General features: G+C 60.4%; 12 protein-coding genes and 1 tRNA gene. 8 read left to right on the forward strand and 5 right to left on the reverse strand.

The window, feature by feature from the left end; all coding sequences use genetic code 11:
• The first annotated feature begins 246 nt into the window (after window positions 1–246).
• On the forward strand, window positions 247–897 hold the full coding sequence (locus ACMYR2_RS01935) for a response regulator transcription factor (RefSeq protein WP_347263839.1): 651 nt from the start codon (window positions 247–249) through the stop codon (window positions 895–897).
• A gap of 68 nt (window positions 898–965) precedes the next feature.
• Here ACMYR2_RS01935 and hemA read toward each other — a convergent pair whose 3' ends face one another.
• From hemA to ACMYR2_RS01955, 4 genes are all read right to left on the reverse strand, one after another.
• Complete coding sequence (gene hemA, locus ACMYR2_RS01940) at window positions 966–2,195, reverse strand: 5-aminolevulinate synthase (protein WP_347263840.1); 1,230 nt, start codon at window positions 2,193–2,195, stop codon at window positions 966–968.
• Window positions 2,196–2,433: 238 nt separating this feature from the next.
• Window positions 2,434–3,459: a biotin synthase BioB gene (gene bioB / locus ACMYR2_RS01945; RefSeq protein ID WP_347263841.1), complete on the reverse strand. Its 1,026-nt coding sequence runs from the start codon at window positions 3,457–3,459 to the stop codon at window positions 2,434–2,436.
• A gap of 275 nt (window positions 3,460–3,734) precedes the next feature.
• The gene (locus tag ACMYR2_RS01950) at window positions 3,735–4,400 is read right to left on the reverse strand and encodes an outer membrane protein (RefSeq protein ID WP_347263842.1); all 666 of its coding nucleotides are present in this window, start codon (window positions 4,398–4,400) and stop codon (window positions 3,735–3,737) included.
• A gap of 347 nt (window positions 4,401–4,747) precedes the next feature.
• Window positions 4,748–4,822 (reverse strand) — tRNA-Thr (locus ACMYR2_RS01955).
• Between the two features lie 560 nt (window positions 4,823–5,382).
• On the opposite strand from ACMYR2_RS01955, the gene murA reads away from it, so the two are divergent.
• From murA to ACMYR2_RS01975, 4 genes are all read left to right on the forward strand, one after another.
• Entirely contained in the window at window positions 5,383–6,672 is a 1,290-nt protein-coding gene (gene murA / locus ACMYR2_RS01960; protein ID WP_347263843.1) for a UDP-N-acetylglucosamine 1-carboxyvinyltransferase, read from the forward strand.
• Between the two features lie 310 nt (window positions 6,673–6,982).
• The gene (gene hisD, locus ACMYR2_RS01965; RefSeq protein ID WP_347263845.1) at window positions 6,983–8,272 is read left to right on the forward strand and encodes a histidinol dehydrogenase; all 1,290 of its coding nucleotides are present in this window, start codon (window positions 6,983–6,985) and stop codon (window positions 8,270–8,272) included.
• Between the two features lie 175 nt (window positions 8,273–8,447).
• Complete coding sequence (locus ACMYR2_RS01970; protein WP_347263846.1) at window positions 8,448–8,948, forward strand: UPF0262 family protein; 501 nt, start codon at window positions 8,448–8,450, stop codon at window positions 8,946–8,948.
• Between the two features lie 84 nt (window positions 8,949–9,032).
• Complete coding sequence (locus ACMYR2_RS01975; protein ID WP_347263847.1) at window positions 9,033–9,500, forward strand: low molecular weight phosphatase family protein; 468 nt, start codon at window positions 9,033–9,035, stop codon at window positions 9,498–9,500.
• 879 nt (window positions 9,501–10,379) lie between these two features.
• On the opposite strand, the gene ACMYR2_RS01980 is transcribed toward ACMYR2_RS01975, so the two are convergent.
• Complete coding sequence (locus tag ACMYR2_RS01980; protein WP_416193593.1) at window positions 10,380–10,640, reverse strand: tyrosine-type recombinase/integrase; 261 nt, start codon at window positions 10,638–10,640, stop codon at window positions 10,380–10,382.
• A gap of 468 nt (window positions 10,641–11,108) precedes the next feature.
• Here ACMYR2_RS01980 and ACMYR2_RS01985 point away from each other — a divergent pair, with 468 nt between their 5' ends.
• The 3 genes from ACMYR2_RS01985 (at window position 11,109) to ACMYR2_RS01995 (ending at window position 14,542) form a co-directional block, all read left to right on the forward strand.
• Complete coding sequence (locus ACMYR2_RS01985; protein WP_416193594.1) at window positions 11,109–11,543, forward strand: hypothetical protein; 435 nt, start codon at window positions 11,109–11,111, stop codon at window positions 11,541–11,543.
• A gap of 156 nt (window positions 11,544–11,699) precedes the next feature.
• Window positions 11,700–13,718 carry an Ig-like domain-containing protein gene (locus ACMYR2_RS01990; protein ID WP_416193595.1) on the forward strand — a complete coding sequence of 673 codons (2,019 nt, stop codon included), beginning with the start codon at window positions 11,700–11,702 and terminating at the stop codon, window positions 13,716–13,718.
• A gap of 383 nt (window positions 13,719–14,101) precedes the next feature.
• Entirely contained in the window at window positions 14,102–14,542 is a 441-nt protein-coding gene (locus tag ACMYR2_RS01995) for a universal stress protein (protein WP_416193596.1), read from the forward strand.
• Window positions 14,543–14,703 lie beyond the last annotated feature (161 nt).

A 14,703-nucleotide genomic window follows, 5' to 3' on the forward strand; every position in this document is an offset into this window, starting at 1 on the left:
GCTATCGCGCGCCCGTCACGGGTTGCGCGCCATGTTGTGCGTCTCGCGCTGCCTCGCTCGCACAACTCGGCTTGTGATGTTTGCGAACCCGCACGAATCAGATTATACACGTATAAGTTGTGGTAACGCGTCTCTCGCTAGGCGGGATGAGGGAAAAGTGCGAGGCGGTTCTCCACCTCGCATCCCGCTCTAAACCGTTGGAATCGATCGTTCGTCAAAAATAAAGACTCTTTAGTGAGGAAGCGGATGGGGAAACTTCTGTCCTTTGTTTCGGATGTCTCGGTTTTCATCCTCGACGATGATCCGTCTGTCCGTGAAACGCTGGCCCTCCTCTTGAAGATCGAGGGTTATGCGGCGCAAGGCTTTGGCGAGGGCGCGTCGTTCCTTGAAGCGGTTCGAAACGCGTCGCCTGCCTGCGTCATTCTCGACCTGAATCTTCCCGGCGAATCTGGATTTGATGTCCTGCGCAGGCTTGCCGACGAACGGGTGACCGCGCCGATCCTCGTCATCTCGGGCGCCGCCGACATTTCAATGGCCGTCGCGGCCATGAAGTACGGCGCGCTCGATTTCCTGGAGAAGCCGTTTTCCTCCGATGTCATCATCGAACGGGTTCGCGCCGCGGTGAAGGTATGGAGAGAGGCTAGAGGGAGCGAGAGGGATGGCTTCGCCAACTTTCCCGGCCGTCATCTGCTGACCGGCCGGGAGCGCGAGGTTCTGTCTCAGGTAGCCAGGGGCGCCTCGAACAAGGAGGCGGGGAGGAGGCTTGGCATCAGCCCGCGTACGGTCGAGGTGCACCGCGCGCGGATCATGGACAAGCTCGGGGCCAAAAATACCGCTGACCTGATTCGAATCGTGTTCTCGGAGGCGAGCGCATGGCGGGGGCTTTCCGCTTCATAGGCTCCTCTCGCCCCCGGTGGAACCAGAAGCGGGACCCCTTCGTTTCTCTCTCAGAGTCTGGCGGGCTGTTACTCGGCCGCCATGGATTTCGCCTGTAGCGGCAGACCGAGGCGTTCCCACACCTGAAGCAGCGCTTCGGCCAACTGATCGACCAGCGCGTCGTCATGGTACGGCGAAGGCGTGATTCGCAGCCGCTCCATTCCCTTGGCGACGGTCGGATAGTTGATCGGCTGGATATAGATGTTGTGTTCGTGCAGCAGCATGTCGGAAGCCTGCTTGCAGCGCTCGGGATCTCCCACGAAAACCGGAACGATGTGCGTCGAACTTACCATCACCGGCAGGCCGGCCGCGATCAGGCTGGCCTTGGTGCGCGCCGCCCGCTCCTGGTGGCGTTCGCGTTCCCAGGTCGATGATTTGAGATGCCGGATCGCGGCGGTTGCCGCGGAGCAGATCGCGGGCGGCAGCGAGGTGGTGAAGATGAAGCCCGGCGCATAGGAACGCACGGCATCGATGATCTCGGATTTGCCTGCGATATAGCCGCCGAGGCAGCCGAAGGCCTTGGCGAGCGTGCCTTCGAGAACGTCGATGCGGTGCATGACGCCTTCGCGCTCCGCGATGCCGCCGCCGCGCGGGCCATACATGCCGACGGCGTGCACCTCGTCGACATAGGTCATGGCGCCGTAGCGCTCGGAGAGATCGCAGATCTTCGCAAGCGGCGCGACGTCGCCATCCATCGAATAGAGGCTTTCGCAAGCGATCAGCTTGGGGCGATCCGGGGGGGCGGCGCGAAGCAGTTCCTCGAGATGGACCAGATCGTTGTGACGGAAAACCACGCGCTCGCAGCCGGACTGGCGGATGCCTTCGATCATCGAATTGTGGTTGAGCGCGTCGGAGAGGATCAGGCAGTCGGGAATCAGCCTGGCGAGCGTCGAAATACCGGTCTGGTTGGAGACATAGCCGGATGTGAACACGAGAGCCGCCGGCTTGCCATGCAGATCGGCCAGTTCCTGCTCGAGCTGGACCAGCGGATGATGGGTTCCGGCGATGTTGCGGGTGCCGCCGGCGCCGGTGCCGACCCGCGTTGCGGTCTCGACCATGGCACCGACCACTTTCGGGTGCTGACCCATCCCGAGATAGTCGTTGGAACACCAGATGATGACGTTGCGCGGTCCCTTGGGCGTGTGCAGCGTGGCGTAGGGGAACCGGCCGGCGATGCGTTCGAGATCCGCGAAAACACGGTAGCGCCGCTCGTCATGAAGGCGATCCAGCGCGTTACTGAAGAACTTGCTATAATCCATGACAACATCCGGATAAAAGCCCGGGACGCCGGACCGATCATAGTCTTTTTAGAGCCTTTCCAGCGGGGCTGTCGAGCCGGAATCCGCAAAAGCGTCTACTTGAGGGTTAAAAATCGCCGTTAATTTGCTCTGGCGCAAATGCGGTCGGGTCGGGCGATACGCGAACCGACTCGCGTCCGCGCGATATCGCACGAGCGAATAGCGGCGCGTCACTCCGGGGCCGGTGGCTTCTTCGCGATCAGCTCAGCGAAGCGGCAGGCGCCTTCGCATCATCCAGCGGCGAACTCATGCCCAAGCGGTCGAGCAATGCCGCGTCGCGCAGGGTCGCCGGATTGCTGGTGGTGAGCAAAACATCGCCGATGAAAATCGAGTTGGCGCCGGCCACGAAGCACAGCGCCTGTAGTTCATCGGTCATGTACTGCCGCCCCGCCGACAGCCGCACCACGCTTTTCGGCATCATGATTCGCGCGGCCGCGATCATGCGGACCAGCGCGATCGGATCCGGCCGGTCGGCTGTGTCGTTGACGGGGACTCCCCGGACTTCGTTCCACAGGTTGATGGGAACGCTTTCGGGATGCTCGGCCAGATTGGCCAGCAATATCAACATGCCGAGCCGGTCGCCGACTTGCTCGCCCATACCGATGATGCCGCCGCAGCAGAGCTTCAGCCCCGCCTCGCGCGCATAAGCGAGCGTCTCGATGCGATCCTGCATGGTACGCGTGGTGATGATCTTGCCGTAGAATTCCGGGGACGTATCAACGTTGTGGTTGTAGAAATCGAGTCCGGCTTCCCGCAGACGCCGGGCCTGCTCGGGCGTGAGCATTCCCAGTGTCGCGCAGGTCTCCATGCCGAGTGCCTTGACGGCGCTTATCATGTCGCAGACCCGGTCGAGATCCCTTTCCTTCGGATGGCGCCAGGCCGCCGCCATGCAGAACCGGCCGGCGCCGGCGTCCTTCGCTCGCCGGGCGGTTTCGAGGACCGCGTCCCTTTCCATCAGCTTGGTGGCCTTTATCCCGGCGTCGTAATGCGCGCTTTGGGCACAGTATCCGCAATCTTCCGGGCAGCCGCCGGTCTTGATGCTGAGCAGGCTGGCGGTTTCGACGTGGTTGGGATCGAAATGGCGGCGATGGATGGTCTGCGCCTGAAACAGCAGATCCGGAAAGGGCTGATTATAGAGTGTCTCGGCCTCAAGCCGCGTCCAGTCATGCCGGGGCCGCGCCATCACGTCGTGGCTGCTGTCGAACGAAACCGGGTCTGACTTCATGGCGCGTTTCCTGTTTGCCTCGTCTTGCGGGATCGGTGTTTGAACCGGCCGGCCGCCTGACACAGATATCATGCGCGCGGCGAATCCCGAATGACCTCAAGGCTATAGCGTTTTCGAGCGAAGTGGATGACCTGTTCGCGTGAAGAAAACGCGTCCAATCAAAATCTGAAAATCCCCGCTTCTGATTCTAACAGAAGCGAAGAAGCTCCAGAAAGAAAAAGCCGGCATCGAAATGCCGGCCTTTCTCGTACCTGGAACCGTAAGGTTCGTAAGGATCAGTATCCCGGAGCGTACGGAGCAGCCGGGGCGCCGAAGTTGAAGCGATAGTTCAGGCCAACCTTGACGGTGTGCTGGTCGTTGCGGAAGTTTCCGATGATCGGACCAGCGTTCACAACACCGAGATCGTAGTACTGGTACTCGACCTTGCCCGACCAGTTCTGGGTGAACAGGTATTCGAGACCACCGCCGACGGTGTAGCCGTCGCGGCCGCCGGTGCCGGCGAAGCCGTTGGCGAAGCGCGAGTCGGCCCAGCCGTAGCCGCCCTTGACGTAGAGCAGCGCCGGACCCCAGGTGTAGCCGAGGCGGGCGGTCACCGAGCCGAGGCCACGGTTGGTGAAGAAGCCACCGGTGTCGAGGAAGCTGTAGTTGGCTTCGATACCGAAGACCCAGTTCGGCGAGAACTGCGTGTCGTAGCCGACCTGACCACCGCCCATGAACGCGCCGTCGTTATTGTTGAAGAAGCCGGGCGCCAGGAGATTGTTCGAGCCGCCGAAAGCGCCACCGATGTGACCACCGAGGTAGAATCCGGTCCAGTTGTAGATCGGAGCGGGAACGTAGGGCGGCGCCTTGGTGTAGGGGCGCGGCGCGAGATCAGCGGCCTGTGCCGGCACGATGGCGGCCATGCCGAGGAAGGCTACAGAAGCGAGTAGAATCTTTTTCATTTCTTTCTCCAAGGAATTCGAGTTCCGAGCAGCCGTTCGTCGGCCCCGTCATCAAGACCCTAAATCGATTTGCCGAAAAAAGCTGTCACTGAGAGGCCACACTCCAAAACGATCGCAGGCAGTTGGAGGGGGCTCGGGTGGGAGCCGGGCGCGTTTGCTTAATGCCGCCCTAATAAAAACCCAACGAAGCCTTAATCCATGCACCTTGGCGTCGAAATCGGGCGGACGGACAGGGTCGCGGGAGCTTTTTGGCCCGTATCATGACCACGACAATGCGAATCAGCCTTGCCGTTGCCTTGTCGATTCGTGTTGCGGGCGATTGCCTGGGCGCTCTATCCGAGGAAAAATGGTGCTGCCAGACAGGATTGAACTGTCGACCTCTCCATTACCAATGGAGTGCTCTACCACTGAGCTACGGCAGCAAGCCGAAACACGGAAATCGTCCCTTTAGGGGGACCGTACGGCGGCCGATCCTTGCCACAAGGCTTCAAGGCGCGCAAGTTGAAGCGGCGTCATGGGGCGGCATCACCGCGGATCGGCTGCGCAGGCTGGGGATTCGCTTCTCAACGCGGACGAATCGCGCCGGGGAGGCTTGTTGCGGCAGCCGCGCCGCATGTCTATTGAGAATCAATTCGCCTGCTCCCACAGACAAAGGGCGCATCCGGACGTTCGAGCAGAAGAGAATGACCGAAAAGCGTGAAACCGACCGCGAGGCGGAGAACGGAGGACGTCGGACACGGCTGAGGGCGGCGCTGCGCGAAAACCTCAAGCGGCGCAAATCGCAATCCCGCGGACGAGCCGATCAAGCGGCTTCCGCGACAGACCCTGACCCGGAGCATCGGGACGAATGACACTGCGGCCTCTCGCCGCCCTCTTCGGCGCGAGAAAACGCGTCACAGCATAAAGATTAAAGTCTTCCATCGTTTCCACGAAGCGGTGAAGGACTCTGGTCCTAGGTATTTCAACGGCAAACGGAATCGGCATGGATCGCATTCGAATCGTCGGCGGCAACAGGCTCAACGGAACCATTCCGATTTCCGGCGCAAAGAACGCGGCGCTGCCTTTGATGATCGCCGCGCTCCTGACCGAGGAAACGCTGATCCTCGACAACGTGCCGCGGCTTGCGGACGTTGCGCAGTTGCAGCGCATTCTCGGCAACCACGGCGTCGACATCATGTCGGCGGGCAAGCGTCCGGGTGATCATGAATATCAGGGACAGACCCTGCATATCTCGGCCGCCAACGTCATCGACACCACCGCGCCGTACGAACTGGTCTCCAGGATGCGGGCCAGCTTCTGGGTGATCGCGCCGCTCCTGGCGCGGATGCATGAGGCGAGGGTATCGCTGCCCGGCGGCTGCGCCATCGGCACCCGCCCGGTCGATCTGCTGATCCTGGCGCTGGAAAAGCTCGGCGCCCGAATCGCGATCGACGGCGGTTATGTGATCGCCAGCGCGCCCGGCGGCCTGAGGGGCGCCGAAGTGGAGTTTCCCAAGGTGACCGTGAGCGGCACCCATGTCGCGCTGATGGCGGCGACGCTGGCCAGCGGCACCACCGTCATCACCAACGCGGCCTGCGAGCCGGAGATCGCCGACGTCGCCGACTGTCTCAATAAAATGGGCGCGCGGGTCTCCGGGGCCGGCACGCCGCGAATCGTCATCGAGGGGGTCGGCAGGCTCGGCGGCGCACGTCACACCGTGCTGCCCGACCGGATTGAAACCGGCACCTATGCGATGGCGGTGGCGATGACCGGCGGCGAGGTGCTGCTGCGCGGCGCGCGGCCGGAGCTGCTGCAGGCGGCGCTCGACGTGCTGACCGACGCGGGAGCCGACATTACGCCGAACAACGAGGGGATTCGCGTCGCGCGCAACGGCGCCGGCATCAATCCGGTAACGGTCTCCACCGCGCCGTTTCCCGGATTTCCGACCGATCTTCAGGCTCAGCTCATGGCGTTGATGACGCGCGCCAGGGGAACATCCCATATCACCGAGACGATTTTCGAGAACCGTTTCATGCACGTGCAGGAACTGGCGCGGTTCGGCGCACGCATTCATCTGGACGGTGAAACCGCCACCATCGAAGGCATTGAAACGCTGCGCGGCGCGCCGGTGATGGCGACGGATCTGCGCGCCTCGGTGTCGCTGGTGATCGCCGGACTCGCCGGCGAGGGGGAGACCATGGTCAACCGCGTCTACCATCTCGACCGTGGTTTCGAACAGCTTGAGAAAAAATTGTCGGCGTGCGGCGCCTCGATCGAACGGATCAGAGCCTGATCCCGGCCTCAAGGGCCGCGGGCCGGCGAACGGTGATCTGATTCTCATGGTTCCGGCCGGGTTGGAGCGTTTTCAAGCGAAGTGGACACCGGTTCGCGTGAAGAAAACGCGACAAAACAAAATCATAGAGCCCGCTTCTGATATCAGAAGCGGAATGGCTCGAGCGCCGCTGGGTCGGGATTGGTGCAAACGATCGCGTTTTCAAGCGAAGCATATCCTCGGGCTTGACGGCGATTTGAGGCCGCGCCATTGAGCCGGTGTCCCCGCGACCCCTGACATCGTTCCACATCTGCCGGAAACATCCCATCCCATGCCGATCCGCATCGATAGCCGCAACGCCGATTTCGTCTCGCGCTTCAAGGCGTTTCTTGCGACCAAGCGCGAGGTCTCGGCCGATATCGAGGCGGCCACTCGCGCCATCGTCGACGACGTGGCGGCGCGGGGCGATGCGGCGCTGATCGAGGCGACGCGCAAGTTCGACCGGCTGTCCGTCGATGCCGCGGGTCTCCGCTTCACCGCGGCTGAGATCGACGCCGCCGTGGCCGCCTGCGACGCCGCCACGTTGGACGCGCTGAAGCTGGCGCGCGACCGGATCGAGACCTTTCATCGCCGGCAGCTGCCGAAGGACGACCGTTTCACCGACGCGCTCGGCGTCGAGCTCGGCTCGCGCTGGACCGCGATCGAGGCGGTCGGGCTTTACGTGCCGGGCGGCTCCGCGGCCTATCCTTCCTCGGTGCTGATGAACGCGGTGCCGGCCATGGTCGCCGGGGTGGCGCGCGTCGTCATGGTGGTGCCCTCGCCGGAGGGCAGGATCAATCCGCTGGTGCTGGCGGCGGCGCGGCTCGGCGGCGTCTCCGAAATCTATCGCGTCGGCGGCGCGCAGGCGGTCGCCGCGCTTGCCTACGGCACCGCGACCATCGCGCCGGTGGCCAAGATTGTCGGGCCCGGCAACGCCTATGTCGCCGCCGCCAAGCGCCAGGTATTCGGCAAGGTCGGCATCGACATGATCGCCGGCCCCTCGGAGGTGCTCGTCATCGCCGACCAGACCGGCAATGCCGGCTGGATCGCCGCCGATCTGCTCGCGCAGGCGGAGCATGACGCCAACGCGCAATCGATCCTGATCACCGACAGCGCGGCGCTCGCCGCCGATGTCGAGCGCGCGGTGGAGGCGCAACTCGCAACGCTGCCGCGGGCCGAGATCGCGCGCGCCTCCTGGAACGACTTCGGCGCCGTCATTCTGGTGAAGGATCTCGATGAAGCGGTGGCGCTGGCGGATTCGATCGCCGCGGAACATCTGGAGATCATGACCGCCGATCCCGAAGGCCTCGCCGCGCGGATCCGCAATGCCGGTGCGATCTTTCTCGGGCCGCATACGCCGGAAGCGATCGGCGATTATGTCGGTGGCTCCAATCACGTCCTGCCGACGGCGCGCTCGGCGCGGTTTTCGTCGGGCCTTGGCGTGCTTGACTTCATGAAGCGAACGTCAATCCTCAAATGCGGGCCGGAGCAGTTGCGGGCGCTGGGGCCGGCGGCGATGACCCTGGGCAAGGCCGAGGGCCTCGATGCCCACGCCCGTTCGGTCGGAGTGCGTCTCAACTAGAGCGGCGGCCGGTCAAATGGAATCAGCGCCGCCGCTCCAGTTAGTTGATTGAGCATCGGATTTATCCCGAAACCGGTTCCCACTTTCGGGTCCGATGCTCTAATGGAACGTATTTGGCATCCGCCTCTCGCCGCGCTGAAATGGGATGCGAATGTTGGAACCGGACCGGCAGACCATGAGCAAGGCCCCATCCGAGGATGATTCTCGCAATCGAATCGTGGCGGTCACGCTCGATGAGGATTCGATCGGGCGTTCCGGGCCGGATATCGAGCACGAGCGGGCGATCGCGATCTACGATCTCGTCGAGAAGAACCTGTTCGCGCCGGAAGGCGCGGAAGGCGGCCCGTTCACGCTGCATATCGCGATCACTGGCAACCGCCTGATGTTCGACATCCGGCGCGAGGACGGCGCTCCCGTGGTGACACACCTGTTGTCCCTGACCCCGTTCCGGCGGATCGTGAAAGACTACTTCATGATCTGCGACAGCTACTATCAGGCGATCCGGACTGCGACGCCGGACAAGATCGAGGCCATCGACATGGGCCGGCGCGGCATCCACGACGAAGGCTCGCGCACGCTGCAGGAGCGGCTGAGCGGCAAGGTCCGCGTCGATTTCGAGACCGCGCGGCGGCTGTTCACGCTGATCTCCGTTCTGCACTGGAAGGGTAGCGCATGATCCGAAAGGAACATCTGTTGTTGTCGCGATGCATGCGGAATGGCTGCGCGGAGGGTCCGCGCGAAACGAAAGCGGCCTGAGCCCATGCCCGCGCCTGCGCGCGTGGACAATCCCCAGTCGGTGCTGTTCGCCTGCGCGCACAACAGCGTGCGCTCGCCGATGGCGGCGAGCCTGCTGCAGCAAATGTTTCCGCGAACCCTCTATGTGCGATCGGCCGGCGTTCGAACCGGTGAGCTTGATCCGTTCGCCGTTGCGGTGATGGCCGAACTCGGCCAGGACATCTCGAAGCACCGGCCGATGACGTTCGAAGAGATCGAGGATTGGGAAGGCCTCAACTTCGATCTCATCATCACGCTGTCGCCGGAAGCTCATCACAAGGCGCTGGAGCTGACGCGGACGATCGCGGCCGATGTCGAATACTGGCCGACGCCGGATCCCACCATCGTCGAGGGCAACCGGGAGCAGCGCCTGCAGGCCTATCGCGACGTCTGCGACGGATTGCTCTCACGCATCCGCAAGCGCTTTGCACGGGGCGGCGGATTCAAGGCGTGAATTTAAGAGAGATGCTCGCGTTTTTTCGGCGAACAGAACCTCGGATCCCGAGAGCTTTCGGATTTCCGAAGGTGGAGGTAATGGGGCGGGACATGGTGCCCAGGGGCGGGATGCACGCTCCGACGCGTTAGCCTTTGAAAACATAAAACTTTTCGGCCCAGCTGGCAACAATGTTAGGCAATACTGTATGGCAAAGGCTTCTGGGCATCGAGCTGGCTGAGGTCGCAATGCCCAGGAAAGGATTGCCGTTTTAAGATATTGATTATTAGAGCATTTTGGGCCAGCTGTCCGCCCTATGTTTACACAGCCCGTCACCCATCATTGCTTAGTTGCATGTTTGATGCCTACACGAAACAGTAACAAGGCTTCACGCCGGTATGGAAAACTGACGGACGACATTATCGGCCAAATACGGTTTCTTATTTGAGTAACGAAACTATGGAGGAGGAGAACGATACGATCTTTGGAAGTCTCAATCGCCTAGCTGGGGTGGTCGGTGAATTGGATGACCAACTTGCTACATGCCAAAAGCGCTTGGTTGAGCTTGACGAGGAACTAAAATCCGCCTCCGGTGAACGTTGGCGCTTCCTTCGACAACTCCGTTATCAATGGGAAGGAAGCGGGAACGGGTCGCTGCTGTACCTCTGATCGAACATCATCCTCCGGGTATGAGCCCTGCTATAAGGCCAGCCCAACAACTGCTTCAACTGCTTCCACGATAGGTAGAGCGGTAGCTTCACCTTGGTCATCCGAAGTCTCCAAAAGTGCGGAGACGTCCGGACGTTCCTAGGTTAGTGCCACGTCGGCACGGGAGGGAGGGTAGCCGAAATGCGCGGCGGCGCAAGCCGCTTAAAAGAAAAGGCCCGCTGTAGTGCGGGCCTAAGCGACGTTCTTTAGCGATAGTTTTCTGAACTCGTCCAATAAGTCGGCCCAGTCCTGCATGAGCTTGGTGCGCTCTTGGAGATACCGCGCGCGGTTGTAAGCGCGTCGAACGTCGTCCTCGTCCTGGTGGGCGAGGGCGGCCTCTATGACGTCAGGGTTGAACCCCCGCTCGTTGAGTATGGTGCTCGCGCTGGAGCGGAAGCCGTGCGCCGTAGCCTCTTCCTTAGCGTAGCCCATGCGCCGCAATGCGGCGTTCATGGCGTTCTCCGAAAGCGGCTTCACCGCCGACCGCACCGACGGAAGAAGCAGGCCGTTGCCGGCCGTCAGGTCCCAAACTTCGCGGATGAGCGTCTACCCGGAATCCTACCCGTAAAAGGGTGCGCTGTCACAGGGCGCTATGAGGAGCCATGACGAGAGAAGTGCCTGCACCGCAGGCGTTTTTCGTTCACAATGAAGAGCTATGCGCTGCGGTGAAAGCAGCTATTGGTGCCCAGGGGCGGGATCGAACCACCGACACTGCGATTTTCAAAACCAGCAGCGTCGCAACGACTCTGTCAATCACCTGACGGCGCGCTGTGTAGCACCCGCGTGCGGCACTGACAATAACCCGACACGCTACCCACGATCCGCCGCCCTCCGGGCGGCAGGAACGAGGGCATTGGCAAAGATGATGAAGGAGCCACGCGAGCGGATTAACATCAGCGCCACCGAATCAGATGGCAACGGATGATGACGCCCGACGAAACTAGAAAAATCGCCGAGAAAACACACGCGAACCAAATCGAGTTTGCGAAGGGTGCGAACTTAGCCGCCGTCAGCACCGGCACCGAGACCGTAAAAGCAATATTGCTCATTAATGGCGGTGCGTGCGTGGCGGTGCTGGCCTTTCTAATCTTGCTGGATCGATCCCTGTTATTCTCGCAATCGGTGCAACGTTTGCTGCGCACTACCTTTAATCAGCGACATGTAGTTGTTAACCCCAAGACGAGCTTTCTCTTTCGGGAACAACTCACGATTGCTAGAATTAACGAATGGGCGGGTCTTTCTCCGATCCGTCCTCCCCAGAACCCGCCGGTGAGTCCCCTCACTGGCGGGTTCGCACGTTTCCGACGCTTCATCCGGAACTCGATGACCTGCGCTGAGATTTCGATCTCCGCATGAACGGACATGGTCATCATGTCGTCCCAAAAAAGCCCTTCCCGATGACTAGAGCAGCAACCCTGCGCTGATGGGCGCATTTCGTTCGGTATTGTCGCCCGGGGGACCTCGATGGGGCGCGTGCCATGGGGAAACTATCGACTATTAGGAGAATGTTAGATGGCAGCCATTCCTCTCAGTTGGAATGACCCGATGTTCAGTGGCGTTACCAGTTCTGGTTCTGTCACCCTGAAAGATGGAGGGACAGTTTCTAATAAGAGTATCACCGATAGCGGTAGCGTTGCATCCGTCGTCGGTAATGGCTCGTTCACTGTTGACGGAGTCCGTATCAATTCAGCCGAAGGCGTGCGCATCGGGGGTAGCGGCGACATCGTCATCAACAATTCGTACATTGAAACAACGGGAAAGCCGGGCGATCACGCGGACGGCATTCAGGCTTATGCCCCTGGTAGCACCGGAAATGTCACGATCACCAATACCACCATCGTATCCCACAATAGTAATGCCACCGCGGGGATGTTCATTGCCGATGACTATAATGGAACGTTCACGTTCAACAACGTGGTGTTTCAAGGTGGTCCATTCGGCTTGCGCCTCAACGCGGATGACAAGGACCTCTCGGTCGCGCTCAAGGATGTCTATTTTGTGGGACCGTTCCAGTACGATCCGATCCTCTTTCAGGAAGTGAATGCGGACATAAACATCACCCAATGGGATAATGTGCGTTACGCAACGATCGTGAACGGTGAACTCGTTCCGGGTGCTCTTATTTCGCCGCCCTCTCCGGTGGTGGGTGGTGCGACGGCGCCTACGCCCGCACCCGCACCTGCGCCGACGCCGGATACGACACTAGCTGCGCCGCATATCGCTTCCTACTCGACCGACAGCGGGAAAGTCGGCGACGGTATTACCAACGACAACACCTTGACGCTGACGGGTTCAGCTCCTGCCAATACTACCGTGAATGTGTACGATGGCGCGAGCAAGGTAGGCACGGCGCAGGTGAACAGCAGCGGTCAGTGGAGCGTGACCACGTCGGTACTGAGTGACGGCTTTCATAAGCTGACGGCGACGGATACTAACTCAGTCGGTAAGACCAGTGCGGCCTCGGAAGCCCTCTCCGTTACAATCGACACTTATGCGCCTACCGCACCAAAGATGGGAATCTACTCGACGAGCGGCGTTGCGGTCAGCGGCACGACAGCGAATAACGATATTATCCTGAAAGGGACCGCTGAAGCATCTACCACGGTCAAGGTTTTCGACGGTGGTAACCAGATCGGTACCGCTACAACAAACAGCAGCGGTGCCTGGAGCTTTGAGGCGACCGATCTGGCCAATGGCGGTCACAACTTTACCTCCAAGGCAATGGACGCCGCCGGCAATACCAGCTCTGCCTCCGCAGCCAGCGGGATATCGGTGTCAGCGCCAACGACAGCGCCAACGACAACTTCTGGTAAAATAATCGAGTCGGCTGGTGCGACAAGTCTCGTTGAGAGCGGTGACAAATATTATCTCAACAGTAGCAGCGGATCGGGCCCCTCGCTGAAGATTAATGGTGTGGCTTTTGTGGACGGGACAGATGGCACCTGGGCGCCAATTGGTGCGGAGAAGACGACGACGGGCTATCAGGTTGCCTGGAAGGAGGCGAGCACCGGTCTGTACACGGCCTGGAACACCGACAACAACGGCAACTACGTCTCCCATGTCAGTACCCTGACCGGCTCCACGTCGGGCGGCGTCGTCTCGGGTACGAGCTCTGGCCTTAAATCGCTTGAGACGAGCTTCTATCAGGATTTCAACGGTGACGGGCAGATCGGTGCTTCCAGTGCAGCTGCGCCGACCGTTCCTACTTCGGGCCAGACGATAGTGGGCTCGACCGGAAACGACACTTTAAAGAGCACGACTGGCGACGACTTCCTCGTTGGCAACGGCGGCGATGATACATTTGTGTTTGCCGATAATTTTGGCAATGACACCATCAAAGACTTCGATGCAGTCGGATGGAGACACGATACGATCGAGTTCAGCAAAAGCGTGTTCGACAGTTTTGCGGATGTCCTTTCTCACGCAAGCCAAGTTGGTCAGGACGTCGTCATTTCCACTGGGAATGACTCGCTAACGCTGAAGAATGCCAAGCTAACCGATTTCAATCAGTATGACTTTCACTTCGCGTAAGCGTGCTTGGTAGTGAAAAGTCGAATCGCTTGAATTTGGCCTGATGCGTCACGCATCATCCGAAAAGGACAGGTAAGCAATCCTTCTTGCCCCATCCCAAACCCGTCGACGAGTTTCTTCGTCGGCGGGTTTGCTTTGGCTGCTAACGCCAAAAACACACAACGCCGCACGGCGGAATATGTTCGCCGACGGCGCTGTCTGGTTACTGGTCCTCAAAACTTCCCCAGCGATGATGAGACGATCGAACCCGTCAAAAGGTTCAGGTTAGGCTCGCGAAAAACTGGAGCCACTGGAAACCTCTGGTTACAGAACCGGGCAGCTTGTTGAGATGAGATGTGATGCTATGATCGTCGCAGAATCTCTGAGTGCGAGGGGTCCTACCCATGTACGCTCATATTCTCATTTCCACTGACGGCTCCGAACTGGCACAGAAAGGTGTCGACCATGGCTTGTCGCTGGCCGACGAAAACGCCAGCAAGGTTACAATCATCACTGTGACGGAGCCATTTCCAGTTCCTTCTATCAGCGCATGGGGTATGGAGGGTATGGAGCCGGATCGGCTTAAAGATGCCAACACACGGCATGCACAAGCTATCCTTTCCGCGGCGAAAGCGGCGGCAGAAGAAATGGGACTGACGGTCGAGACACTTCATATCTCGAATACCTCACCGGCCGCAGCTATCGTTGATGCTGCGAAAACGCAGGGGTGTGACCTGATCGTCATGGCCTCCCATGGGTACCGTGGAATCAAGAGGGCCCTTTTGGGCAGCCGGACTGCCGAGGTTATTGCTACTGCGCATATTCCGGTTCTTGTGGTCCACTAGATCGGCGGTCAGCATTTGCTTGTCCGGGCAGCGCCGTGCAACCCCGTCCCGCCATGGCATATGGGTGTAGATCGCCAGTGCGTTCGCTCGCTCCGTGCGCGGCCCGCGCAGCATGGTAGTCCGAATGATATTTCATATGGAGGACGAACACTATGAGCAGC

The organism is Nitrobacter sp. TKz-YC01, from assembly GCF_047824785.1.
In the GTDB taxonomy this organism is placed as follows: domain Bacteria; phylum Pseudomonadota; class Alphaproteobacteria; order Rhizobiales; family Xanthobacteraceae; genus Nitrobacter.